Annotated in this window: 23 protein-coding genes; 7 read left to right on the forward strand and 16 right to left on the reverse strand. The window is 60.8% G+C overall.

Features of this window, described 5'->3' with window-relative positions:
• Positions 1–39 precede the first annotated feature (39 nt).
• Both ASE98_RS16730 and ASE98_RS16735 read left to right on the forward strand, forming a co-directional pair.
• Positions 40–1,410: a DUF2868 domain-containing protein gene (locus tag ASE98_RS16730; RefSeq protein WP_060542448.1), complete on the forward strand. Its 1,371-nt coding sequence runs from the start codon at positions 40–42 to the stop codon at positions 1,408–1,410.
• Complete coding sequence (locus ASE98_RS16735; protein WP_060542449.1) at positions 1,403–2,785, forward strand: GTPase/DUF3482 domain-containing protein; 1,383 nt, start codon at positions 1,403–1,405, stop codon at positions 2,783–2,785. Before ASE98_RS16730 ends, ASE98_RS16735 begins: the two co-directional genes overlap by 8 nt.
• A gap of 5 nt (positions 2,786–2,790) precedes the next feature.
• On the opposite strand, the gene ASE98_RS16740 is transcribed toward ASE98_RS16735, so the two are convergent.
• Both ASE98_RS16740 and ASE98_RS16745 read right to left on the reverse strand, forming a co-directional pair.
• Complete coding sequence (locus ASE98_RS16740) at positions 2,791–3,276, reverse strand: DUF523 domain-containing protein (RefSeq protein WP_060542450.1); 486 nt, start codon at positions 3,274–3,276, stop codon at positions 2,791–2,793.
• A gap of 1 nt (position 3,277) precedes the next feature.
• Positions 3,278–3,910, reverse strand: coding sequence for a 2OG-Fe(II) oxygenase (locus ASE98_RS16745; RefSeq protein ID WP_060542451.1), 633 nt, complete (start codon positions 3,908–3,910; stop codon positions 3,278–3,280).
• 108 nt (positions 3,911–4,018) lie between these two features.
• Here ASE98_RS16745 and ASE98_RS16750 point away from each other — a divergent pair, with 108 nt between their 5' ends.
• Positions 4,019–4,771, forward strand: a complete 753-nt coding sequence (locus ASE98_RS16750) for a DUF2059 domain-containing protein (RefSeq protein WP_060542452.1) — start codon at positions 4,019–4,021, stop codon at positions 4,769–4,771.
• Positions 4,772–4,885: 114 nt separating this feature from the next.
• Here the strand turns inward: ASE98_RS16750 and ASE98_RS16755 are convergent, their stop codons facing one another.
• Positions 4,886–5,833, reverse strand: coding sequence for an alpha/beta hydrolase (locus ASE98_RS16755; RefSeq protein ID WP_060542453.1), 948 nt, complete (start codon positions 5,831–5,833; stop codon positions 4,886–4,888).
• A 97-nt stretch (positions 5,834–5,930) separates the two neighbouring features.
• Here ASE98_RS16755 and ASE98_RS16760 point away from each other — a divergent pair, with 97 nt between their 5' ends.
• Both ASE98_RS16760 and ASE98_RS16765 read left to right on the forward strand, forming a co-directional pair.
• Positions 5,931–6,512 (forward strand): DUF6436 domain-containing protein, encoded by a 582-nt coding sequence (locus tag ASE98_RS16760; protein ID WP_060542454.1) that lies wholly within the window; start codon positions 5,931–5,933, stop codon positions 6,510–6,512.
• 103 nt (positions 6,513–6,615) lie between these two features.
• Positions 6,616–9,027: a penicillin acylase family protein gene (locus ASE98_RS16765; protein ID WP_060542455.1), complete on the forward strand. Its 2,412-nt coding sequence runs from the start codon at positions 6,616–6,618 to the stop codon at positions 9,025–9,027.
• 301 nt (positions 9,028–9,328) lie between these two features.
• Here the strand turns inward: ASE98_RS16765 and ASE98_RS16770 are convergent, their stop codons facing one another.
• From ASE98_RS16770 to ASE98_RS27790, 8 genes are all read right to left on the reverse strand, one after another.
• On the reverse strand, positions 9,329–10,219 hold the full coding sequence (locus ASE98_RS16770) for an ABC transporter permease subunit (RefSeq protein WP_060542456.1): 891 nt from the start codon (positions 10,217–10,219) through the stop codon (positions 9,329–9,331).
• Complete coding sequence (locus ASE98_RS16775) at positions 10,216–11,097, reverse strand: ABC transporter permease subunit (RefSeq protein WP_236707815.1); 882 nt, start codon at positions 11,095–11,097, stop codon at positions 10,216–10,218. Before ASE98_RS16775 ends, ASE98_RS16770 begins: the two co-directional genes overlap by 4 nt.
• Before the next feature lie 35 nt (positions 11,098–11,132).
• Positions 11,133–12,275 (reverse strand): ABC transporter ATP-binding protein, encoded by a 1,143-nt coding sequence (locus tag ASE98_RS16780; RefSeq protein ID WP_060542458.1) that lies wholly within the window; start codon positions 12,273–12,275, stop codon positions 11,133–11,135.
• A gap of 73 nt (positions 12,276–12,348) precedes the next feature.
• The gene (locus tag ASE98_RS16785; protein ID WP_060542459.1) at positions 12,349–13,446 is read right to left on the reverse strand and encodes a polyamine ABC transporter substrate-binding protein; all 1,098 of its coding nucleotides are present in this window, start codon (positions 13,444–13,446) and stop codon (positions 12,349–12,351) included.
• A gap of 242 nt (positions 13,447–13,688) precedes the next feature.
• Positions 13,689–14,801 (reverse strand): polyamine ABC transporter substrate-binding protein, encoded by a 1,113-nt coding sequence (locus ASE98_RS16790; RefSeq protein ID WP_060542460.1) that lies wholly within the window; start codon positions 14,799–14,801, stop codon positions 13,689–13,691.
• 188 nt (positions 14,802–14,989) lie between these two features.
• The gene (locus ASE98_RS16795; protein ID WP_060542461.1) at positions 14,990–16,354 is read right to left on the reverse strand and encodes an aspartate aminotransferase family protein; all 1,365 of its coding nucleotides are present in this window, start codon (positions 16,352–16,354) and stop codon (positions 14,990–14,992) included.
• A 59-nt stretch (positions 16,355–16,413) separates the two neighbouring features.
• Positions 16,414–17,772, reverse strand: a complete 1,359-nt coding sequence (locus ASE98_RS16800) for a glutamine synthetase family protein (protein ID WP_060542462.1) — start codon at positions 17,770–17,772, stop codon at positions 16,414–16,416.
• An 8-nt stretch (positions 17,773–17,780) separates the two neighbouring features.
• Complete coding sequence (locus ASE98_RS27790) at positions 17,781–18,161, reverse strand: hypothetical protein (RefSeq protein ID WP_177336981.1); 381 nt, start codon at positions 18,159–18,161, stop codon at positions 17,781–17,783.
• A 278-nt stretch (positions 18,162–18,439) separates the two neighbouring features.
• Between ASE98_RS27790 and ASE98_RS16805 the strand changes: the two genes are divergently transcribed.
• Together ASE98_RS16805 and ASE98_RS16810 are read left to right on the forward strand one after the other, a co-directional pair.
• Positions 18,440–19,816, forward strand: a complete 1,377-nt coding sequence (locus tag ASE98_RS16805) for a glutamine synthetase family protein (RefSeq protein ID WP_060542463.1) — start codon at positions 18,440–18,442, stop codon at positions 19,814–19,816.
• A 306-nt stretch (positions 19,817–20,122) separates the two neighbouring features.
• Positions 20,123–20,758 (forward strand): TetR/AcrR family transcriptional regulator, encoded by a 636-nt coding sequence (locus ASE98_RS16810; protein WP_060542464.1) that lies wholly within the window; start codon positions 20,123–20,125, stop codon positions 20,756–20,758.
• Positions 20,759–20,948: 190 nt separating this feature from the next.
• Here the strand turns inward: ASE98_RS16810 and ASE98_RS16815 are convergent, their stop codons facing one another.
• The 5 genes from ASE98_RS16815 to ASE98_RS16835 are packed head-to-tail and all read right to left on the reverse strand — an operon-like array spanning position 20,949 to position 24,947.
• Positions 20,949–21,164: a TOBE domain-containing protein gene (locus tag ASE98_RS16815; RefSeq protein ID WP_007967989.1), complete on the reverse strand. Its 216-nt coding sequence runs from the start codon at positions 21,162–21,164 to the stop codon at positions 20,949–20,951.
• Positions 21,165–21,197: 33 nt separating this feature from the next.
• Entirely contained in the window at positions 21,198–22,004 is an 807-nt protein-coding gene (ssuB, locus tag ASE98_RS16820; RefSeq protein ID WP_060542465.1) for an aliphatic sulfonates ABC transporter ATP-binding protein, read from the reverse strand.
• Entirely contained in the window at positions 22,001–22,783 is a 783-nt protein-coding gene (gene ssuC, locus ASE98_RS16825; RefSeq protein ID WP_060542466.1) for an aliphatic sulfonate ABC transporter permease SsuC, read from the reverse strand. The genes ssuB and ssuC overlap by 4 nt, the downstream gene beginning before the upstream one ends.
• Positions 22,784–22,791: 8 nt before the next feature.
• Positions 22,792–23,940, reverse strand: a complete 1,149-nt coding sequence (ssuD, locus tag ASE98_RS16830; RefSeq protein ID WP_060542467.1) for an FMNH2-dependent alkanesulfonate monooxygenase — start codon at positions 23,938–23,940, stop codon at positions 22,792–22,794.
• A gap of 26 nt (positions 23,941–23,966) precedes the next feature.
• On the reverse strand, positions 23,967–24,947 hold the full coding sequence (locus ASE98_RS16835; RefSeq protein WP_060542468.1) for a sulfonate ABC transporter substrate-binding protein: 981 nt from the start codon (positions 24,945–24,947) through the stop codon (positions 23,967–23,969).
• Between the last annotated feature and the right edge of the window lie 11 nt (positions 24,948–24,958).

Below are 24,958 nucleotides of genomic sequence, written 5' to 3' on the forward strand. Positions count from 1 at the left end.
CGGTTATGCTCACAGCTCGATTAAGCGACGGAATGCCGCGTGACTGAACTGAATAACCTCTGGCTGACAGAAACCATTCGCCTGCGCGAAGAGCACGCCGGCCCCCTGGAGGACCTTGAAGCCAACCGACTGGCCCGTAGCGCCGGCGGCGATTTGCCGTCGCGCATTTTGCGCCGGGCCCTATGGCTGGCCGAGCGCGATGGTCTGGCCGACGCCCTGAAACACTGGCTGCAAGGTGCGCGGCTGGCATTGTTGGTCTTGGCGGCGCTGGCCGTGATCAGCGGCGCCGGCCTGGCGTTTGCCGCACTGGGCGACGGCCAGACTCCGGTGAACGTGTTCTGGGCCTTGGGCAGCCTGCTCGGGCTGAACTTGATTCTGCTGCTGAGCTGGGCGCTCGGCCTGGTGTTTGCCGGCGAGCACGGTGCAACGCTGGGACGCTTGTGGCTGTGGCTCAGCGAAAAATTCGCTCGCGATGCCAAAGCCGCCCAATTGGCTCCGGCGTTGCTGCTGTTGCTGCAACGACAGAAACTCAATCGCTGGGCGATCGGCGTGCTGGTCAACAGTCTGTGGTTACTGGCGATGCTCAGCGCCTTGGTGATCCTGCTGACTCTGATGGCGACCCGGCGTTATGGCTTTGTCTGGGAAACGACCATCCTCGGTGCTGATACCTTTATTGCCGTGACCCAGGCCCTCGGCGCGCTGCCGGCCCTGCTCGGTTTCAGTGTGCCCACCGTAGAGATGATCCGCGCCAGTGGCGACGCTGCCCTGAATATCGAAAGCGCCCGCCAGGCCTGGGCCGCATGGCTGGTCGGCGTGCTGCTGGTCTACGGCGTTGTGCCGCGTCTTGTGCTCGCCGGGTTTTGCCTGTGGCGCTGGAGAGCCGGGCAGGCCGCCTTGCATCTGGACTTGAACCTGCCCGGTTACGCCCAATTGCGTGAACGGCTGATGCCCACCAGTGAGCGTCTGGGTGTCAGCGATGCGGCACCGACTCAACTGCACCGAGTGGAGAGCGGTGTCAGTGACCAGCAAAGCGATGGTGCGCTGCTCGTCGCCATCGAGCTGGACGATCAACGCCCATGGCCACCGCAACTGCCGAAAAACGTCAGCAATGCCGGCATCCTCGACAGCCGCGAATCGCGCAACCGACTCCTTGAACAATTAAGCCGCTTTCCCCCTGCCCGCCTGGCCATCGCTTGCGATCCGCGGCGCTCGCCGGATCGCGGCAGCCTGGCACTGATCGCCGAATTGGCGCGCAACGCCAGCGCTACCCGGGTCTGGTTGCTGCAGGCACCCCCTGGCGAAGCACTGGACGCCGAGCGTCTGGGCGACTGGCACGTGGCGCTGCAACAACTGCAATTGCCGTTCGCCGACAGTGCCCCTATGAACTGGCTGGAGACCGGTCATGACTAATGCCTGGAAACAGCCCCTGAAGCTCGCGGTGGTCGGCCACACCAATGTCGGCAAAACCTCGTTGCTGCGTACCCTGACCCGGGACGTCGGCTTCGGTGAAGTCTCTCACCGCCCCAGCACCACACGGCATGTCGAAGGCGCGCGCCTGTCGGTGGATGGCGAGCCGTTGCTCGACCTTTATGACACCCCCGGCCTGGAAGATGCCATCGCCCTGCTCGACTACCTTGAACGCCTGGAACGTCCCGGCGAACGCCTCGACGGTCCGGCGCGGCTGGCGCGCTTCCTCGATGGCAGCGAAGCCCGGCAACGTTTCGAACAGGAAGCCAAGGTGCTGCGGCAACTGCTGGCCTCTGACGCCGGTCTCTATGTGATCGACGCCCGGGAACCAGTGCTGGCCAAGTACCGCGATGAGCTGGAGGTGCTGGCCGGCTGTGGCAAACCGCTGCTGCCGGTGCTGAATTTCGTCAGCAGCGCCAACCACCGCGAGCCTGCGTGGCGTGAAGCCCTGGCACGACTGGGCTTGCATGCCCTGGTGCGCTTCGACAGCGTCGCCCCGCCGGAGGATGGTGAGCGCCGATTGTATGAAAGCCTCGCCCTGCTGCTGGAAAGCGCCCGGCCGCAACTGGAACGCCTGATCGCCGATCAACAGGCTCAACGCCTGGCTCGTCAGCAAAGCGCGGCGCGGTTGATTGCCGAATTGCTGATCGATTGTGCCGCCTGCCGGCGCAGCGTGGTCAGCGACGTCGAGCAGGAGCAGCAAGCCATCGGCGAACTGCGCAAAGCCGTGCGCCAACGGGAACAGCGCTGCGTCGAGGCCTTGCTCAAGCTCTACGCCTTCCGCCCGCAGGACGCCGCAGCCAGCGACTTGCCGCTGCTCGATGGCCGTTGGGGCGATGACCTGTTCAACCCGGAAACCCTCAAGCTACTGGGCGTGCGGGTCGGTGGCGGCATCGCTGCAGGGGCGGCTGCGGGAGCCGGAGTCGACCTGCTGGTCGGCGGCCTGACCCTCGGCGCCGCTGCACTGGCCGGGGCTATCGCCGGCGGCGCCCTGCAAACCGCGCGAAGCTACGGCAGCCGCTTGATGGGCAAGATCAAGGGCCAGCGCGAACTCACGGTCGATGACAACGTGCTGCGCCTGTTGGCGCTGCGCCAGCGACAACTGCTGCAGGCGTTGAATGTCCGAGGACACGCGGCGCTGGACAGCATCCAGGTGGCCACGCCTCAGGACAAGACCTGGCGCGAAGGCAAGCTGCCCGAAGCCCTGAACAAGGCCCGGGCGCACCCACAGTGGTCATCGCTCAATCCGCACGCGAAGCTCAATCAGGCCGAGCGACAGGAACAGGTTGAGGCGCTGGCCGCAAAGATCCTTGAGTAGCCAGGTCAGCCCAGGACAGCCAGTGCCCGGGCAGCCTCGGCCAGTTCCAGCTCGCTGAACACCTGCACGCCATGGCGCTTGAGCAACGCCGCCGTCACCCCTTCGCCGCTGACCTTGACCCCGCTGAACGTGCCGTCATAGGTCAGCAGATTGCCACAGGAGGGGCTGTTGGCCTTGAGTACGGCGATGCGGATGCCGTGCTGTTGCACCAGTTCCAGCGCCTGATGTGCTCCGGACAGAAACTGCGCACTGACATCCTCGCCCTCAGTGGTGATCACCAGCGCCTGGCCGTCGAGCACTTGCGCGCCCTGCCCACCCGGAATTTCCGCCGCCGCCCGTGGCGTTGGCAGCCCACCGGCCACCTCCGGGCACAACGGCACTACCCGGCCTTCGTCGAGCCACAGTTGCAGCAGATCGAACGGCCCGCTCGCCCCGCCGTCATAACGCACGCGGTGGCCCAACAGGCAGCGACTGACCAGAATCTTTTCCATCTCAGAACGGCTCGTTGCCACGGCGACGGAACCAGCCGGTCAACGACAGGCGATCACGGGTCGCGGGCAGGACTTCGTGGGGCACCTCACCCGACAGAAACACCACCAGACAACCACCTATAGGCTGCACGTCGTAGGCTCGGTCATTGTCCAGGTACATGCGCAACTGACCGCCGTGCTCCGGCAACCAGGCGTCATTGAGGTAAACCACCGCCGAGACCATGCGCCGGTCGTCATCGCGGAAGCGGTCGACATGCTTGAGGTAGAAGGCACCAGGTGGATACATCGCAAAATGGCTTTCGAAATCCTCCAGCCCCAGAAACAAGCCACGATTGATCGCCTCGCGCAGGCTGTCCATCAGGCTCAGGTAGCTGTCGCAGGCTTCGGCCTGACCGGGATCGATCCACTGGATATGATCACCACGGATTCCTTCGCGGATCTCCGACGTCGGCCCGCGGCCCACGGCGGCCGGGGCCAGTTCACCCTCGGCGGCACGTTTACGGCACTCGGCCGCCAGTGCCCGGGTCAGATCCAGGGGCAGGAAAATATTCTGCTGCGACCAGCCGTGCTCGGCCAGGTCGTCGACGATTCGTAACAGCAGCGGGTGATCAGAGGATATTTGCATGGCGCGCATAGTATTCCTGTGCCCGGAAATCCGACAGAGCCACGCAGCGGGTTGATACGAATTCTCGACAAGTAGGGATGCCACACGGAGAATAGTCGCCTGCTGACAGGAGTCCCTATGCGCCGTTTGCTTTTATCACTGTTGATGCTCTGCGTTTTGCCCGCCTGGGCAGACGGCCATGACCAGTTGTACAAGGTCGCCGGCTGGCCGGAACAACGCGCGCATTTCACCGACGCCCTTTCAGCCGCTCAGCAACGCTACCAGAGCAGCCTGCCACCGGCGGTATTTCAGGCGCTACTTACCAACAGCAATCAACGCTTTGCTGCCAATGCGGTGGACCAGCGTGCCGAAGCGCAGTTGCGCAAGAACCTCGCCAACCCGAAACCGGCGCTGACCTTCTTTCAGTCGCCCCTGGGCAAGAAGGTCGTCGCCGCCGAGTTGCTGGCGACCCGTCGCGACCAACTGGCAAAAAATGCCAAGGGTTTGCCGAAGATGCAGGCCAGCGACAGCCGTATGCTGATCATCGGTCACCTGGCCCAGGCCCTGCCTGCTCGTGAGGCCGGCGCAGAAGTCAGCCTGGCGATTGCCGGCGTGGCAGCGGACAGCTTGAGTTCGATGATCCCCGGTTTGCTTGGCACCGGTCAGGCCCAAAGCATGTTGAATGGCCAGCGCCAGCGCCTGATGGACCAGATCGGCAGCGATCTGAACAACACGCTGCTGTATGTGTATCGCGACCTGTCGGACAACGAACTGGAAGAATTCGCCACCTTTGCCGAGTCGGCTGAAGGCCAGGCGTATTACCAGGCGGCCCTGGCGGCGATTCGGGCGGGGTTGGCGGTGGGGCAGAGTTCGTCGAATCTCACCCAATGATCTTCGGCGCCTTGTAAATAGCTTTCGCGAGCAAGCCCGCTCCCACAGGGGATCTGAGTCGATCACAAATCCAATGCAGGAGCGGGCTTGCTCGCGAAGAGGCCCTGGCTGTCGCTAGGAATTGCGGCCCTTGATCCGCTTGCTCAAGAACCCGAAATACTCCTGGCGCATCACCAGCGTCTCATTCGCCAGATGATGCCGCCCCTCTGGCAACATCAACACCTGCGGCCGATCGAATTTGCCGCGCAGCACTTGCAGATTGTGCTGCCAGTCCACCGTCATATCCGCCTGCCCCTGCACAATCAGCGGGCGCCGAGTGCTCAGGGGCGCGGCTTCGATGCGTTTGATCCAGCGCGACAGCGCGCCCACCCAGGCTGTGGGCAGCCGCAGCGGCTGCAATGGATCGGCCTGCAGGAACGGTAAAAACGCCGGATCGTTGGAGTTCTCGCTGAAGCGCCGGGCAATGGCTTTGACGAAAGGCTTGAGCAGGTAATAACTCAGCTGCGACCAACCCCAGGCCCGTGGCCGCACCAGCGGTGACAACAGAATCACCTGGCCCTGGGCCGGGCTGCTCGCACCGGCATTGAGCACGTGATCGACCACAATCGCCCCGCCCGTGCTTTGCCCGCACAGGTGCCATGGCTGCGGCAGATCAAGGGACTGCGCCTCGCGAAACAGCCCTTGCAGCGTGTCCTGATACTCGGCGAAATCCTTGATGCTGGCGCGCTCGCCGCTGGATAGACCATGCCCCGGCAGGTCGCAGGCAATCACCGCAAAGTCCTGGTCCAGCGCCCACTCGATCACATGCCGGTAAAGCCCGGTGTGGTCGTAGAAACCGTGGAAGACAAACAGCGTCGCCTTCGCCCGTTCCGGCCACCAGAACTGGCTGACCAGTTCATAACCATCGACCTCGAAGCGCCCCAGGCCACTGCGAACCTGACGCTGCGGAAAATCCAGCCCGTAGAACCGCTGATAGGCCTGCGCCTGCGCCGATAACGGCTGCATGGCCGCCAGTGGCCGCAGGCTGGCACGCAAATCATCAGGGTCAAAAGTGGCAGACATGAACAATTCCAGAGCATGAAACGGACTTTATAGACCTGCGATATTCATCTGTAGCGGCAAGCATGGCAAGCTGGGCGGCCTTCGAGGATTGATACCCATGCGCTCGCCCTACCGCACCACTTTGTTTGCCAGCCTGCTCGCCCTGGTGTGCGCCGGGGTGCTGTGGGCGGCTTACGACTGGTTTCAAGGGCGTTACCTGCGTACCTTCAGCGAGCATACCGCAGTGTTTTCCGGCGACCCGTTGCGCCTTCCGGACAACCTCGCCGGCCCCGGCGCCATCCGTCTGGTGCATTTCTGGGACCCGGCCTGCCCGTGCAACGTCGGCAACCAACAACACCTGAGCGAACTGGTCGAGCGCTATGAGCCCCATGGCGTGGAGTTCTATGCGGTACAAAAGCCCGGCAGCCATGGCCAGTTACCCAACACCTTGAGCGACCTCAAATCCATCACCGTCCTGCCCGGCTCCGAACAGATTCCCGCCAGCCCGGCCGTGGCCATCTGGGATCGCAGCGGCAAACTGGCGTACTTCGGCCCCTACAGCGAAGGCCTGACCTGCAATTCGAGCAACAGCTTCATCGAACCGATCCTGCAAGCGCTGGATGAAGGCCGTGCGGTGAGTGCCACGCATACGCTGGCTGTGGGCTGTTACTGCCCGTGGCCGGTCGATCCGGCGAAATAGGGACAAGCACGGCAAAACGAATCCCTCCTATGGGCGATGCGCCAAAGAGTCGGGCCGTGATAAACAATGGCACCAGGGAACACAATAACAACAAGGAGTTTTCATGAAACGTAGCCTGATCGCGCTTGTTCTTCTGATCGTTGTCCTCGCCGCCGGTGCCGGCGGGTACCTCTACAGCAAGCAGCCGTCACGCCAGGGCACGATGCAGTTGCAACACCTGCAAGGCCCGGTCACCGTTCGCTACGACGAACGCGGCGTCCCGCATATTCGCGCCGAGAACGAAACCGACCTGTACCGCGCCCTCGGCTACGTGCATGCCCAGGACCGCTTGTTCCAGATGGAAGTCCTGCGTCGCCTTGCCCGCGGCGAGCTGGCCGAAGTGCTCGGGCCGAAACTGCTCGATACCGACAAATTGATGCGCAGCCTGCGCATTCGCGAGCGCGCCGAAACCTACCTGGCGAACCTGGACAAATCGACCCCGGCCTTTATCGCCATGCAGGCCTACCTGGACGGCATCAACCAGTATCAGGACAGCCACGCCCGCCCCGTCGAATTCGATGTGCTGGGCATTCCCAAGCGCCCATTCACTACCCAGGACACCATCAGCATCGCCGGCTACATGGCCTACAGCTTTGCCGCGGCGTTTCGCACCGAGCCATTGCTGACCTATGTTCGCGATCAGTTGGGGGCGAACTATCTGGATGTGTTCGATCTCGGCTGGCAGTCCAAGGGCGTGCTGGCGAACCATCACAACACCAGCGTGCCGCCACTGGCCAATGCCGACTGGAAAGACCTCAATGCCCTCGCCCGACTGAGCGAGCAGGCACTGGCCGACAATGGCCTGCCACAGTTCGAGGGCAGCAACGCCTGGGTCGTCGCAGGCGGCCGCACCAAAAGCGGCAAGCCGCTGCTGGCCGGTGATCCGCATATCCGCTTTTCCGCGCCGTCGGTGTGGTACGAAGCGCAGCTCTCGGCGCCGGGCTTCGACCTTTACGGCCACTATCAGGCCCTGATGCCGTTCGCTTCGCTGGGCATGAACCGCGACTTCGGCTGGAGCATCACCATGTTCCAGAACGATGACCTCGATCTGATCGCCGAGAAGGTCAACCCGAACAACTCCAACCAGGTCTGGTATCGCGGCGACTGGGTGGACATGACCACCAGCGAGCAGCAGATCGCGGTCAAGGGCCAGGCGCCGGTGACGCTGGTACTGCGCCAGTCGCCGCACGGCCCGATCGTGAACGACGCCCTGGGTGCCAGCGTCGGCAAAACGCCGATCGCCATGTGGTGGGGCTTCCTGGAAAGCCAGAACCCGATTCTTGAAGGCTTCTATCAGCTCAACCGCGCCGAGACCCTGAGCAAAGCCCGCAGCGCCGCCGCCAAGATCCATGCACCAGGCCTGAATGTGGTGTGGGCAAACGCCAAAGGCGACATCGCCTGGTGGGCAGCTGCGCAATTACCCAAGCGTCCCGCCGGCGTGCGCCCGGAGTTCATCCTGGACGGCAGCACGGCCGAGGCGGACAAGGACGGCTTCTACCCGTTCAGCGCCAACCCGCAGGAAGAGAACCCGGCTCGGGGCTACATTGTCTCGGCCAACTTCCAGCCGCTATCACCAACAGGCATGGAGATTCCCGGCTATTACAACCTTGCCGATCGTGGCCAGCAGCTCGATCGCCAACTGGGCGACAACGCCGTCAAGTGGGACCTGGAAAACAGTCAGAAGCTGCAACTGGGTACCACCACCGCCTACGGCCCTCGCCTAATGGCGCCGCTGCTGCCGGTATTGCGTGAAGTGGTGAGCGACGCCGCCGAACTCAAACTGGTGGAACAACTGGCCCTGTGGCAAGGCGACTACCCGCTCGATTCGACCAGCGCCACGCTGTTCAATCAGCTCCTGTTCAACCTGGCTGACGCCGCCATGCACGATGAACTGGGCAACGACTTCTTCGAAACCCTGCTTTCGACCCGGGTGATTGACGCCGCGCTGCCGCGCCTGGCCGCCACCGCAGATTCGCCATGGTGGGACAACCGCGACACTCCCGGCAAGGAAACCCGCGCCGACACCGTGAAGGCTGCGTGGCAGGCGAGCATCGCCCACCTCAAGACCACTCTGGGTGCGGACTTTGCCCAATGGCAATGGGGCAACGCCCACACACTGACCCACGGCCATCCCCTGGGGCAGCAAAAACCGCTGGACCGGTTCTTCAATGTCGGTCCATTCGCCGCCCCTGGCAGTCATGAAGTGCCGAACAACCTTTCGGCGAAGATCGGCCCGGCTCCGTGGCCCGTCACCTACGGCCCCTCGACCCGGCGCCTGATCGACTTCGCCGACCCGGCCCACAGCCTGACCATCAACCCGGTTGGTCAGAGTGGTGTGCTGTTCGACAGCCACTATGACGATCAGGCCGAAGCCTATGTCGACGGGATGTATTTCCAGGCGCATCTGAGTGATGAAGAGGTCACGGCCAATACACGCAGTACGTTGAAGCTGGTGCCGGCGCGGGCTGCGCAGTAGGTCTTTGCTGGCCGGGCTGACGCCATCGCGGGCAAGCCCGCTCCCACAGGGGTCTGCTGTGTAGCGCAGGCAGCAACCACACCAGAGATTCGCTTAGGGATCAGGAGTCGGGGTTCTGGCCGATGAGCTTCGTTAAGGCCGTCCGGACAACCCACTGGATGGCATGGAAACCTGTAGGCGCCGGCTTGCTGGCGATGGTGTGTCAGTCGACATCAATGCTGCTGAACCACCATCGCCAGCAAGCCGGCTCCTACAAAGTATCTGGGGTGGCCACAGGATAGCGGTCAACCCGACTTCAGGCTCATGCCGCTTGCGGAGCCTGAGCGCGACGCACGTCCGGTTGTTTCCAGGAGTCGGCTGCCGCTTCTTCGATCGCCAGCTGGATCGCCCGCTTGCGGTTCTCTTCCGCGCGACGGCTGAAGAACCAGACGAGGAAGGTCACCAGCGAAACCGCCAACAGAATCAGGCTGGCCACGGCGTTGATCTCAGGCTTCACGCCCAGGCGCACTGCCGAGAACACTTCCATCGGCAGGGTCGTGGAACCCGGGCCCGACACGAAGCTGGCCAGCACCAGGTCGTCCAGCGACAGGGCGAAGGACATCATGCCACCGGCCGCCAGCGACGGCGCGATCATCGGGATGGTGATCAGGAAGAATACCTTCCACGGCCGCGCGCCGAGGTCCATGGCCGCCTCTTCGATGGACAGGTCCAGTTCACGCAGGCGCGCCGACACCACCACCGCCACATACGCCGCACAGAAAGTCGTGTGCGCGATCCAGATGGTGACGATGCCCCGCTCCTGCGGCCAGCCGATCATCTGTGCCATGGCCACGAACAGCAGCAACAGCGACAGACCGGTGATCACTTCGGGCATCACCAGCGGCGCGGTGACCAGGCCGCCGAACAGCGTGCGGCCCTTGAAGTGGGTGATGCGGGTCAGGACGAACGCAGCCAATGTACCCAGTGCCACCGCAGCAATCGCCGTGTAGCAGGCGATTTCCAGCGAGCGCAGCACCGAGCCCATCAGTTGGGTGTTGTCGAGCAGGCCGACGTACCACTTGATCGACCAGCCACCCCATACCGTCACCAGTTTCGAGGCGTTGAACGAGTAGATCACCAGGATCAGCATCGGTGCGTAGATGAACAGCAAACCCACTACCAGCATCAGGCTGGAGAAACTGAAGCGCTTCATTCTTTGCCCTCCATTTCCTTGGCCTGACTACGGTTGAACAGGATGATCGGCACAATCAGGATCGCCAGCATCACCACCGCCAGGGCAGACGCCACCGGCCAGTCGCGGTTGTTGAAGAACTCTTGCCAGAGCACTTTACCGATCATCAGGGTTTCCGGACCGCCGAGCAGTTCCGGGATCACGAACTCACCCACGACCGGGATGAACACCAGCATGCAGCCGGCAATGATGCCGTTCTTCGACAGCGGCACGGTGATCTTCCAGAAGCTGTTGAAGGTGCTCGAACCCAGGTCGGAGGCGGCTTCCAGCAGGCTGTTGTCGTGTTTCACCAGGTTGGCGTAGAGCGGCAGGATCATGAACGGCAGGTACGAGTACACAACCCCGATGTAGACCGCCAGGTTGGTGTTGAGGATCTGCAGTGGCTCGTTGATCCAGCCCATGCTCATCAGGAAACCGTTAAGCAGACCGTTATTGCTGAGGATGCCCATCCACGCATACACACGGATCAGGATCGCGGTCCAGGTCGGCATCATGATCAGCAGCACCAGCACCGTTTGCATTTCCTTGCGGGCGGTGGCGATACCGTAGGCCATCGGGTAGCCGATCAGCAGGCAGAGGATGGTGCTGATCAGCGCCATCTTCAACGAGCCGAGGTAGGCGGCGATGTACAACTCGTCGTCGCCCAGCATCGCGTAGTTGCCCAGGTTCAGCAGCAACTGCAGTTTCTGTTCGGCGTAGCTGTAGATTTCGGTGTAGGGCGGAATGGCTACGTCGGCTTCGGCGAAGCTGATCTTCAGGACAATGAAGAACGGCAACATGAAGAACAGGAACAGCCAGATGAAGGGCACCCCGATGACCAACTGGCGGCCACCGGGAATTATTCGATTGAGGCGCCGTTTGAACTTGCGCATGTTCATGAGCGAAGTACCACGCCGCTGTCGTCTTCCCACCACACGTAAACCTGATCGCCCCAGGTCGGACGCGCGCCACGACGTTCGGCGTTGGCCACGAACGACTGGACGATCTTGCCGCTTGGCAGCTCGACGTAGAACACCGAGTGGCCGCCCAGGTAGGCAATGTCATGCACCTTGCCGCTGGACCAGTTGTACTCGCAGGTCGGCATATCGGCGGTAACCAGCAGTTTTTCCGGACGGATCGCGTAAGTGACCGACTTGTCCTGCACCGAAGTGCTGATGCCGTGGCCGACGTAGATGTTGCGGTCCACGTCCTTGCAGGTAATCAGGGCGTGGCCCTCGGCGTCGTCCACCACTTCGCCTTCGAAGATGTTGACGTTGCCGATGAATTCGCAGACCAGTCGACTGGTCGGGGTTTCGTAGATGTCGATCGGGCTGCCGATCTGGGCGATCCAGCCCAGGTGCATGATCGCGATGCGCTCGGCCATGGTCATGGCTTCTTCCTGGTCGTGGGTCACCATGACGCAGGTTACGCCGACGCGCTCGATGATCTCGACCAGCTCAAGCTGCATTTGCGAGCGCAGTTTTTTGTCCAGTGCGCCCATCGGTTCGTCGAGCAGCAACAGCTTCGGCCGCTTGGCCAGCGAACGGGCCAGTGCCACACGCTGGCGTTGACCACCGGACAACTGGTGCGGCTTGCGCTTGGCGTACTGGCTCATCTGCACCAGCTTGAGCATTTCGGCCACGCGAGCGTCGACTTCCGCCGCCGGGATCTTGTCCTGCTTGAGGCCGAAGGCGATGTTCTGCGCCACGGTCATGTGCGGGAACAAAGCGTAGGACTGGAACATCATGTTGATCGGCCGCTCGTACGGCGGCATGTCGGTGATGTCTACGCCGTCGAGGAAAATGCGACCCTCCGTGGGCCGTTCGAACCCTGCCAGCATGCGCAGCAAGGTGGATTTGCCCGATCCAGAACCGCCGAGCAGGGCGAAAATCTCGCCTTTCTTGATTTCCAGGGACACATCGTCCACCGCAATCGTCTCGTCGAACTTCTTCGTTACCCGGTCGATTTTGACCAGGACCTGTTTAGGTGTCTGGTCGCCCTCGAGGGCTTTCTTATAGGCGCCGGAGGCAACTGCCATTTACGAAACTCCCAGAAAAAAAGAGTGCAGTTCGCTCAAGGTGAGCCAACCTTGGATAGTTTGAGCCTTGTCGCTATTTACCCGACTTGACCTTGGTCCAGCTGCGGGTCATCAAACGTTGAATGTTTGGTGGTAATTCGACCGACACGTAGGTCTTGTCGAGCACCTCTTGCGGTGGATAAACCGCTTCGTCGGTGCGAATGGACTGTTCCATCAGTTTGTCCGACCCCGGGTTCGGGTTGGCGTAGCCGACGTAATCACTGACCTGGGCGATAACTTCAGGCTTGAGCAAATAGTTGATGAAGGCATGGGCCTCTTTGGCGTTGGCCGAGTCCTTCGGAATCGCCAGCATGTCGAACCAGAGCGCACCGCCCTCTTTCGGAATCGAGTAGGCGATGTTCACGCCCTTCTTGGCCTCTTCGGCGCGGTTTTTCGCCTGGAAGATATCGCCAGAGAAACCGATGGCTACGCAGATGTCGCCGTTGGCCAGATCCGCGATGTATTTGGAAGAGTGGAAGTAGGTCACGTAAGGCCGCACCGCGAGCAACTTGGCCTCGGCCTTTTTGTAGTCTTCTGCGTTGGTGCTGTTGGCGTTCAGGCCCATGTAATTGAGCACTGTCGGCATCATTTCATCGGCGGAATCGAGGAACGCGACGCCACAGCTTTGCAGCTTCTTGATGTTCTCCGGCTCGAACAGCACGCCCCACGAATCAATGGTATCGACGCCCAGCACAGCCTTGACCTTGTCGACGTTGTAACCGATGCCGTTGGTGCCCCACAGGTATGGCACGGCGTACAGGTTGCCCGGGTCGTTCTGCTCCAGGCGCTTGAGCAACACCGGGTCGAGGTTCGAATAGTTCGGCAGCTGCGACTTGTCGAGCTTCTGGAACGCCCCCGCCTTGATCTGCTTGCCGAGGAAGTGGTTCGACGGCACGACCACGTCGTAGCCGGTACGCCCGGCCAGCAGCTTGCCTTCCAGGGTTTCGTTGGAATCGAACACGTCATAGACCGGTTTGATCCCGGTCTCTTTCTGGAAGTCGGCCAGGGTGCTCTCACCGATGTAATCCGACCAGTTATAAATATGCACAGTACCGGCAGCCTGGGCACCGACAGCGATGGACAGGCCGGCGACGGCCAGCATGGTGTTGCGCAACAAAGAAAAAATAGGCAAGTGGAGGTCCTCTAAAATTAGTTGGGCCCAAGTTGCCCCGCGTTACATGACAACCGTGGTTGCCTGGCAACAAAACCGGCGCGCAACTTAACCTCGAAAAACCGTTCCAGCAAAACTTTTATGCACAGACACCTGTAGGAGCGAGCACGCTCGCGATGGTCTTCAACGATGACGCTGGGTGCCTGGCACCCCGCAGTGCTCTCTGGTTCATCGCGAGCGGGCTCGCTCCTACAGGTGTTTTTTTATTTACCGGATTTGATCTTGGTCCAGCTGCGGGTCAGGATCCGCTGGGTCGCGGCCGGCAAATCGGCAATCGCGTACAGCTTGGCCAGCACGTCCGCCGGCGGGTAGATGCCTGGATCTTCGGTGATTTCTTTTTCGACCAATGGGGTGGCGGCCGCGTTACCGTTCGGGAAACGCACGGCGTTGGTGATTTCAGCCATGATTTCCGGCTTCTGCAAGAAGGTCATGAACTTGTAGGCGCCTTCCACGTTTTCGGCATCTTTAGGGATGGCGACCATGTCGTAGAAGCTGCCTGCACCTTCTTTCGGAATGTTGTAGCTGACTTTTACCTTGTCACCAGCTTCAGCCGCACGGGACTTGGCCTGGTAGATGTCACCCGAATAACCAACGGCTACGCAGATGTTGCCGTTCGCCAGGTCGGAGATGTACTTGGACGAGTGGAAGTAGCCCACCGAAGGACGAATCTTCAGGAACAGTGCTTCGGCTTCGGCCAGTTGTTTTTTGTCCTGGCTGTCGGTTGGATAGCCCAGGTAATGCAATGCCACCGGAATCATCTCGGTTGGCGAATCCAGGAAACTGATACCGCACGATTTCAACTTCGCTGCGTTCTCAGGTTTGAAGAGCAGGTCCCAGGAATTGGTTGGCGCATCGGCACCCAGTGCAGCCTTGACCTTCTCGGCGTTGAAACCGATACCGATCGAGCCCCACATGTACGGGAAGGCATGTTCGTTGCCCGGGTCACTGACCGATACCGCCTTGAGCAGGTCGGTGTTCAGGTTTTTCCAGTTGGGCAGCTTGGACTTGTCCAGCTTCTGGTAGACACCGGCCTTGATCTGCTTGGCCAGGAAGTTGTTCGACGGTACAACGATGTCGTAACCGGACTTGCCTGCCAGCAACTTGGCTTCCAGGGTTTCGTTACTGTCGAAAACGTCGTAGACGACCTTGATGCCCGACTCGTCTTCAAACTTCTTGACGGTGTCCGGGGCAATGTAATCGGACCAGTTGTACACGTGCAGAACCTTGTCGTCGGCCTGAGCCGCACCTGCCATCACGCCCATCAGGGACATGGCGAGGAGTGTCTTGCCTGCGAGCTTTTTACCTAGTGCCTTCATGCGTGATGCTCCAAATTTTTCTTTTTTTGAACCACTTGTTCAGCAGCCGAACCAGGGCAACTGGAACTGCGGCTAGTCTGGCAAGATCCACATCGGTCTTTCAAGGAACTGCAATGTTTTATGACAGCTCTGAGCGAAAATTCCTGTTTCCGTAGAAGCACCCGGGATTCCCGCTCAAAGCCTAGCACTTAGGCCTGCAATGCACTCAGGGTCAGGTCAAGGCACTTGCGGGCCTTCGCCACCAGCTCATCGATCTCCGCCGGTGTAATCACCAGCGGCGGAGCGATGATCATGGTGTCGCCGACCGCGCGCATGATCAGGCCGTTGTCGAAGCAGAACTGCCGGCAGATCATGCCGACGCCTTTGCCTTCGTAGCGCTTGCGCGTGGCTTTGTCCTGCACCAGTTCGATGGCGCCCAACAGGCCAACCCCACGAACTTCACCCACCAGAGGATGATCGTTCAGTTCCCGCAGGCGTTTCTGCAAATACGGTGCCGTTTCTGCATGGACACGCTCGATGATTTTCTCTTCGCGCAGGATACGAATGTTTTCCAGGGCCACCGCAGCGGCCACCGGGTGCCCGGAGTAGGTGAAGCCGTGGTTGAAGTCGCCGCCCTCATTGAGCACTTCCACGACTTCATCACGCACGATCAGGCCACCCATTGGGATGTAGCCGGACGTCAGGCCTTTGGCAATGGTCATCATGTCGGGCTTGAGGCCGTAGAAATCGGTACCGAACCACTCACCGGTGCGCCCGAAACCACAGATTACTTCGTCCGCCACGAACAGGATGTCGTACTTGGCGAGGATTTCCTTGACCCGCGGCCAGTAGGTGTCTGGCGGAATGATCACGCCACCGGCGCCCTGGATCGGCTCGGCAATAAAGGCACCGACGTTGTCGACGCCGACTTCCAGAATCTTCTCTTCCAGCTGGTTGGCTGCCCAGATGCCGAACTCTTCAGGGGTCATGTCGCCGCCTTCGGCGAACCAGTACGGCTGGGCAATGTGGACGATGCCCGGAATCGGCAAGTCGCCCTGTTCGTGCATGTAGGTCATGCCACCCAGGCTCGCGCCGGCCACGGTGGAACCGTGATAACCGTTCTTGCGGCTGATGATGACTTTCTTGTTCGGTTGGCCCTTGATCGCCCAGTAGTGGCGAACCATGCGCAGCATGGTGTCGTTGCCTTCGGAGCCGGAACCGGTGAAGAACACATGGTTCATGCCTTCAGGTGCGATGTCGGCGATGGCCTTGGCCAGCTCCAGCACCGGTGGGTGAGCGGTCTGGAAGAACAGGTTGTAGTAAGGCAGTTCGCGCATCTGCTTGCTGGCGGCATCGGCCAGTTCATCGCGACCGTAACCGATCGCAACGCACCACAGGCCGGCCATGCCGTCGAGGATCTGATTACCCTCGCTGTCCCAGAGGTAAACACCCTTGGCGTTGGTGATGATCCGCGGGCCTTTCTCTTTCAGCTGCTTGAAGTCACTGAACGGGGCCAGGTGGTGATCGTTGCTCAGGGTTTGCCATTCACGGGTTTGCGGGTTGTTGCTGGTCATGTGAATCTCCTAAAAAAAATCAGTGAAAGCGCCACCCGACAACGGCGGCGCCCGGCGTGTCAGACGGCAAACAGCAGGAATTCCCGTTCCCACGAGCTGATCACGCGCTTGAAGTTTTCATGCTCGGCCCGCTTGACCGCGACGTAGCCAGTGATGAAATTTTTACCCAGGTATTTCTCGATCGTCGCGCTGTTTTCCATGCGCTCCAGCGCATCTTCAATCGTCAGCGGCAGGCGCAGATTGCGGCGCTCATAGCCACGACCCACCACCGGCGCGCTCGGGTTCAAGCCCTCGACCATGCCGATGTAACCGCACAACAGGCTCGCGGCAATCGCCAGGTACGGGTTGGCATCGGCACCCGGCAGGCGGTTTTCCACCCGACGGTTCTGCGGCCCGGCATCCGGAACCCGCAGGCCCACGGTGCGGTTTTCTTCGCCCCATTCCACGTTCACCGGTGCCGAGGTGTCCGGCAGGAAGCGGCGGAACGAGTTGACGTTGGGTGCAAACAACGGCAACAGCTCGGGAATCAGTTTCTGCAGGCCACCGATGTGGTGCAGGAACAACTGGCTCATGGTCCCGTCTTCATTGGAGAAGATGTTCTTGCCGGTCTCGATGTCGATGATGCTCTGGTGCAAGTGCATGGCACTGCCAGGCTCACCGGTCATCGGCTTGGCCATGAACGTCGCGGCCACGTCGTGCTTGAGTGCGGCCTCGCGCATGGTGCGCTTGAACACCAGAATCTGGTCAGCCAGGGACAAGGCATTACCGTGACGGAAGTTGATTTCCATCTGCGCCGTGCCGTCTTCGTGAATCAACGTGTCCAGATCCAGTTCCTGCAGCTCGCACCAGTCGTAAACGTCTTCGAACAGTGGATCGAATTCGTTCGCCGCTTCGATGGAGAACGACTGACGACCGGTTTCCGGGCGACCGGAGCGGCCGATGGGTGGCTGCAGCGGGTAATCCGGGTCATCACTGCGTTTGGTCAGGTAGAACTCCATTTCCGGCGCCACGATGGGCTGCCAGCCTTTGTCGGTATAGAGTTTCAGTACCTTTTTGAGCACGTTGCGCGGCGACAACTCGATCGGGTTGCCTTGCTTGTCGTAGGTGTCGTGGATCACCTGCGCGGTGGGTTCGATGGCCCACGGCACGAGAAATACCGCGTTCTGGTCGGGCCGGCAGATCATGTCGATGTCGGCCGGGTCAAGCAGCTCGTAATAGATGTCGTCTTCGACATAGTCGCCGGTTACGGTTTGCAACAGAACGCTTTCCGGCAGGCGCATGCCTTTTTCGGCGATGAACTTGTTGGTCGGCGAGATCTTGCCCCGGGTGATTCCGGTCAGGTCGCCAATCATGCATTCGACTTCTGTGATCTTGTGGTCTTTCAACCAATCGGTGAGCTGGTCGAGGTTGTTACTCATAAATGCCTCTAGGCTTGAGTTGTCTGACCCTTGAAAGTCAGGCGTTGTTTGACGCATCGGCGTCGCGTTGAAAGGCGTGTCTGCAGCAGGCTATCGTGTTGCCCGGCGGGGCTACAGAAATCAGGCGTGCACAATCGCAAGCGGCGCCTTTGCACGATGGCCAGGCCGCTATGGTGAATCGGTTCTATATTGAATGGAGTAACGGTAATGGGGGTGCCATTTCGGCCGTCCAGAATATCGGACGGGAATTGTCGAAACGCCAGCGACGGGATAATCAACACCGCCGCTTCAGCCACAGCGTTGGTATCGTTGTCGCCGCTGATGTGACAAGCATGCTGACCGAGCTGGCTTGAGCAGTCGGTGACGCCGATTAACGGCAGGCGAGACATGAAGCACCCCGGTATTATTGCTGTTATGGGTTTGATTCGAGCTTAGCCTTGTTCATTTTTTTACACAACACCCCCGTAAAAAATACAACACGGCCCGCTCAACCCTGCGGCCGCCATCGCGTCCAAGGTTATAAAAACGCCCCAAAGTGCCCCAATAAAGCCATACGAGCGCTTTTTTAGGGCAAAAGAGGCCTCGCTTGACTTCGGCAGGCCGTTCGGGTTGACTGAAACCAGAAAAGATCAATGATTGATATTTTTAACAACAAAGGTGTTGCATCATGTCGGTACCCCCGCGTGCCGTTCAGCTTAACGAAGCGAACGCGTTCCTTAAGGAACATCCTGAGGTTCTGTACGTTGACCTTCTGATTGCGGATATGAATGGTGTGGTGCGCGGCAAGCGCATTGAACGCACCAGCCTCCACAAGGTTTACGAGAAAGGCATCAACCTGCCGGCCTCTCTATTTGCCCTGGATATCAACGGCTCTACGGTGGAAAGCACCGGCCTGGGCCTGGACATCGGCGACGCCGATCGAATCTGCTATCCAATCCCCGACACCCTGTGCAACGAGCCATGGCAGAAGCGCCCGACCGCGCAACTGTTGATGACCATGCACGAACTCGAAGGCGATCCTTTCTTCGCCGACCCGCGGGAAGTTTTGCGACAAGTCGTGACCAAGTTCGATGAGCTGGGCCTGACTATCTGCGCCGCGTTTGAACTGGAGTTCTACCTGATCGACCAGGAGAACGTGAACGGCCGGCCACAACCACCGCGCTCGCCGATCTCCGGCAAACGCCCGCATTCGACTCAGGTCTACCTGATCGACGACCTCGATGAATACGTCGATTGCCTCCAGGACATTCTGGAAGGTGCCAAAGAGCAAGGCATCCCGGCCGACGCCATCGTCAAGGAAAGTGCCCCGGCGCAGTTCGAAGTGAACCTGCACCACGTGGCCGACCCTATAAAGGCCTGCGACTACGCGGTCCTGCTCAAGCGCCTGATCAAGAACATCGCATACGACCATGAAATGGACACCACCTTCATGGCCAAGCCGTACCCGGGCCAGGCAGGTAATGGTCTGCACGTACACATTTCGATTCTCGACAACGACGGCAAGAATATTTTTGCCAGTGAGGATCCCGAGCAGAACGCCGCACTGCGTCACGCGATCGGCGGTGTGCTCGAGACCCTACCAGCGCAGATGGCTTTCCTCTGCCCGAACGTCAACTCGTACCGTCGTTTCGGCGCCCAGTTCTACGTGCCGAACTCCCCGTGCTGGGGCCTGGATAACCGCACTGTGGCGATCCGCGTACCAACCGGCTCCTCGGATGCCGTGCGCATCGAACACCGGGTGGCTGGTGCCGATGCCAACCCGTACCTGCTGATGGCTTCGGTCCTGGCTGGCGTTCACCACGGTCTGGTCAACAAGATCGAGCCGGGTGCACCGGTGGAAGGCAACAGCTACGAGCAGAACGAGCAGAGCCTGCCGAACAACTTGCGCGATGCCCTGCGTGAGCTGGACGACAGCGAAGTCATGGCCAAGTACATCGATCCGAAATACATCGATATCTTTGTCGCCTGTAAAGAGAGTGAGCTGGAGGAGTTCGAACACTCCATCTCCGACCTCGAGTACAACTGGTACCTGCATACCGTGTAAGCGGTTGCAGTAAAAAAACAACGCCACGAGCCTCACAGCCCGCGGCGTTTTTTTATGGCCGCCTTCGGCGGATCGCCAGCAGGCTGGCTCCACAGGGATCGGCTGACATCAAACTTTGTGGCGAGGGGGCGTGCCCCCGTTGGGCCGCGAAGCAGACCTGAAACATGCGATTTCGTTGCATCAGAAACGCGGCAAGTGTCGGACTCGGGAGTGCTTCGCCCTCCAACGGGGGCAAGCCCCCTCGCCACAGGTATGGATCAATCCTGCGCTCTGCGTACAATGCCCGCTGCCCCGCAGGAGACTCCAATGACACGCGTAGCCACCGCCCGCAAACCCCGCGCACGCAGCCAGGCGCGGATCGACTCGATCCTCGATGCCGCCCGCACGCTGCTGGCCGCCGAGGGCGTGGCCAGTTTGTCGATCTATAGTGTTGCCGAGCGCGCGCAGATCCCGCCCTCCTCCGTCTACCATTTCTTCGCCAGCGTCCCCGCCCTGCTCGAAGCCCTGACGGCCGACGTCCACGCCGCCTTCCGCGCCTGCCTGCAAGCACCTATCGACCATGATTCATTGAGTGGTTGGCGTGACCTGTCGCGACTGGTCGAGCAACGCATGCTGGACATCTACGAAGAGGACGCCGCCGCCCGCCAGCTCATCCTTGCCCAGCACGGCCTGACCGAAGTCACCCAGGCCGACCGCCAGCACGACATCGAACTGGGCGACCTGATGCACAAGCTCTTCGACCAGCACTTCGAGTTGCCGAAGCTGCCGGGTGATGTCGACGTGTTTGCCCTGGCCATGGAGCTGGGTGATCGGGTTTACGCGCGCTCGGTGCAGCAGCACGGGCAGATTACGCCGCGCATGGCCGAGGAAGGGATGCGGGTGTTTGATGCGTACCTGGGGTTGTATTTGCCGCTCTATCTTCCCAAGCGAGATTTCCAGTAGCCTGACCGGCCTCATCGCGGGCAAGCCCGCCCCCACAGGTTTATTGGTCGAAAACAAAATCTGTGTCCGCTGGAGATCCTTGTGGGAGCGGGCTTGCCCGCGATGGCCGCACCACTTATCCCAAGACAAGCACACATGGAAAAACCCCGAAGGGCTCAAACCCTTCGGGGTTGTTGTTTACGCATGTGGCTCACAACTTGGCGATCGATACCTCGGTGGATTTAACAAACGCGATCACTTCGCTGCCGACCGCCAGTTCCAGCTCTTTCACCGAACGTGTAGTGATCACCGAAGTGACGATGCCGGACGCGGTCTGCACGTCGATTTCCGACAGCACATCACCGAGGACGATTTCCTTGATGGAGCCTTTGAACTGGTTGCGAACGTTGATGGCTTTGATAGTCATGGTGTTGATTCCTGTCGTTGGGGAAAACTTGAGTTATTGAGCCCAGCGCAACTGCGTGGGCAAGGGTGAAACAGGTTCCGGTTCCGGCGGCTGGCCCGGGAGCGCCAGCACGCGATTGAGCACTTCGGTTTCCAGCGCCGCCAGCCGATGAGAGCCTCGAACCCGAGGGCGCGGCAGTTCCACGTGCAGGTCCAGGCCGACTTCGCCGTCTTCGATCAGGATCACCCGATCGGCAATCGCCACCGCTTCGCTGACGTCATGGGTCACCAGCAATACGGTGAAGCCGTGTTGCTGCCACAGCCGTTCGATCAGTTGCTGCATTTCGATTCGGGTCAATGCATCCAGGGCACCCAAAGGCTCGTCGAGCAACAACAGGCGCGGCTGATGGATCAGCGCACGGGCCAGGGCCACGCGTTGCTTCTGCCCGCCGGACAACGCTGCCGGCCACTCGTTGGCACGATCGGCCAGGCCTACCGCGTCCAGTGCCGCCAGCGCTTGTGGCCGCCAGTTGCCCTTGAGGCCCAGCCCGACGTTGTCGATGATTTTTTTCCACGGCAGCAGACGGGCCTCCTGGAACATCAGTCGAGTGTCTTCCCGTGCATCGCTCAGTGGCGCGGCACCGGCGAGCAAATCACCGCCCGTGGGCTGGTCGAGACCGGCAAGCAAGCGCAGCAAGGTACTTTTGCCGCAGCCGCTGCGACCGACCACGGCGACGAATTGCCCCGCCGGAATATGCAGGTCAATATCGCGCAGCACCTGCCGCGCGCCGAAAGTCTTTTGCAGGTTGCGCACTGCCAGCGGAATCCCGCGCAGCAAGCGTGGAGGTTGTTGAGCCGTCATGCCGCACCTCCTTTGGCTACTTGATACGCCGGATGCCAGCGCAGCCATACGCGCTCAAGCCCTCGGGCCGCGAGGTCGGCGAGTTTGCCGAGCACCGCGTAGAGCAGAATCGCCAGCACCACCACGTCGGTCTGCAAAAACTCCCGGGCGTTCATCGCCAGATAGCCGATGCCGGAACTGGCCGAGATGGTTTCAGCAACGATCAGCGTCAGCCACATAAAGCCCAGGGCAAAGCGCACGCCGACCAGAATCGAAGGCAACGCGCCCGGTAGAATCACCTGCCAGAACAGGCTGAAACCGGACAGGCCATAACTGCGCGCCATCTCTACCAGCGCCGGATCGACGTTGCGGATGCCGTGGTAAGTGTTGAGATAGATCGGGAACAACGTGCCCAATGCCACCAGGAAAATCTTCGCCGACTCGTCGATGCCGAACCACAGGATCACCAGCGGAATCAGCGCCAGGTGCGGTACGTTGCGGATCATCTGCACCGAGCTGTCGAGCAGGCTTTCGCCCCACTTCGACAGACCGGTGATGAAGCCCAATACCAGACCGATGCTGCCACCGATGGTGAAACCCAGCGCCGCGCGCCAGCCACTGATCGCCAGGTGCGTCCAGATCTCGCCGCTGCGCACCAGACTGACCCCCGCCTCAATCACCGCGATTGGCGCCGGCAGAATTCGTGTCGACAACCAGCCAGCCGACACCGACAACTGCCACACCGCCAGCAACAACACCGGCAACGCCCAGGGCGCAAGGCTGTGGATGATTTTCTTCATGGCGCGCCTCAGCTCTGGGACGCAGCTTTAGGAAGAATATCGTTGGCGACCATCTCGCCAAACGGGCTGACGTAGCCAGCACTTTTCGGCAATTCAGGGCGTTCGATATCGAGGTGCGGGAACAGCAGTTCAGCCACTCGGTACGACTCTTCCAGGTGTGGATAACCGGAGAAGATAAAGGTGTCGATGCCCAGGTCCGCGTATTCCTTCACCCGTGCGGCCACGGTCGGTCCATCGCCCACCAGTGCCGTGCCAGCACCACCACGCACCAGGCCGACACCGGCCCACAAATTGGGGCTGACTTCCAGATTGTCGCGGTTGCCACCGTGCAGCGCAGCCATGCGTTGTTGGCCGACCGAGTCGAACCGCGCCAGCGAAGCCTGGGCACGCGAGATGGTTTCGTCGTCCAGGTGGGAGATCAGGCGATCCGCCGCTTTCCAGGCTTCATCGTTGGTTTCACGCACAATGACATGCAGGCGAATGCCGAAGCGCACGGTACGGCCAAGCTTGGCGGCCTTGGCGCGGACCTGTTCGATTTTTTCCGCCACGGCGGCCGGCGGCTCGCCCCAGGTCAGGACCATTTCCACCTGCTCGGCGGCCAGGTCCTGCGCGGCTTCCGACGACCCGCCAAAGTACAACGGCGGACGCGGCTGCTGGATCGGCGGGTAAAGCAATTTCGCGCCTTTGACGCTGATGTGCTGGCCATCGTAGTCGACGGTTTCGCCTTCGAGCACACGGCGCCAGATGCGGGTGAATTCTACCGAAGCCTGATAACGCTCTTCATGGCTGAGAAACAGTCCATCACCCGCCAGCTCTTCCGGATCACCGCCCGTGACCAGGTTGAACAGCGCACGGCCACCGGACAGACGATCCAGGGTCGCCGCCTGACGCGCGGCCACCGTCGGGGAAATGATCCCGGGGCGCAGGGCGACAAGAAATTTCAAACGCTGGGTTACCGGAATCAGCGACGCCGCCACCAGCCACGAGTCTTCGCAAGAACGTCCGGTGGGAATCAGCACGCCGCCAAAACCCAGACGATCCGCCGCTTGCGCGACTTGTTGCAGGTAGCCGTGGTCGACGGCGCGTGCGCCTTCAGCGGTGCCAAGGTAATGGCCGTCGCCGTGGGTAGGCAGGAACCAGAAGATATTGAGGCTCATTGGAGTGGTCTCCTTGGGGAATCGGTTTACTGGGCTTTGGTTGCAGAGTTTTGGGCAACGGCTGCAGGTGGCGTCCAGATCACATCCTTGATGCTCAAAGGCTTGGGAATCAGCTTGAGCTGGAAGAAGGTGTCGGCGATTTTCTGCTGGGCAGCGACCACTTCCGGAGTCAGGAACAGCGCACCGTAGCCCTGGCGTTTAACCGAGGTCAGGGTGATGTCGGCCGGCAGGCCGAGCAGCGGCGAAACCTGTTGGGTCACGTCTTCAGGATTGGCTTTGGACCATTCGCCGACGGCGCGCACTTCTTCGACGAGGGTCTTGATCACCTCGGGATTTTTCTGCGCGTAGGGTTTGGTCGCCAGATAGAACTGGTGGTTGTCGACGATGCCTTTGCCGTCGCGCAGGGTGTGCGCTTGCAGCTGTTTCTCGGCGGCCGCCTGATACGGATCCCAGATCACCCACGCATCGACACTGCCTCGTTCGAAGGCAGCGCGGGCATCGGCTGGCGGCAGGAATACGGTTTGAATGTCGGTGTATTTGAGGCCGGCGTCTTCCAGTGCACGCACCAGCAGGTAGTGAACGTTGGAGCCTTTGTTCAAGGCAACTTTCTTGCCCTTGAGGTCCGCGACCGATTTGATCGGTGAGTCTTTCGGTACGAGGATCGCTTCGCTGTTCGGCGCAGGTGGTTCATAGGCAACATAGAGCAGATCGGCACCGGCGGCTTGAGCGAATACCGGAGGAGTCTCGCCAGTGACGCCGAAGTCGATGGAGCCGACGTTCAGGCCTTCGAGCAGTTGAGGGCCGCCGGGGAATTCAGTCCATTGCACGTCCACGCCTTGGGCGGCGAGGCGTTTTTCCAGAGTGCCCTTGGCTTTGAGCAGCACCAGGGTGCCGTACTTTTGATAGCCGATTCGCAGAGTCTCGGCCTGAGCTTGTGTAATGGCGCCGAAGGTTACAGCCGCAGCAAACAGAGCGACCAGACCACGACGCAAAATGACAGTGCGCATAGCGCTCTCCT

The organism is Pseudomonas sp. Leaf48, assembly GCF_001421885.1.
Taxonomy (GTDB): Bacteria; Pseudomonadota; Gammaproteobacteria; order Pseudomonadales; family Pseudomonadaceae; genus Aquipseudomonas.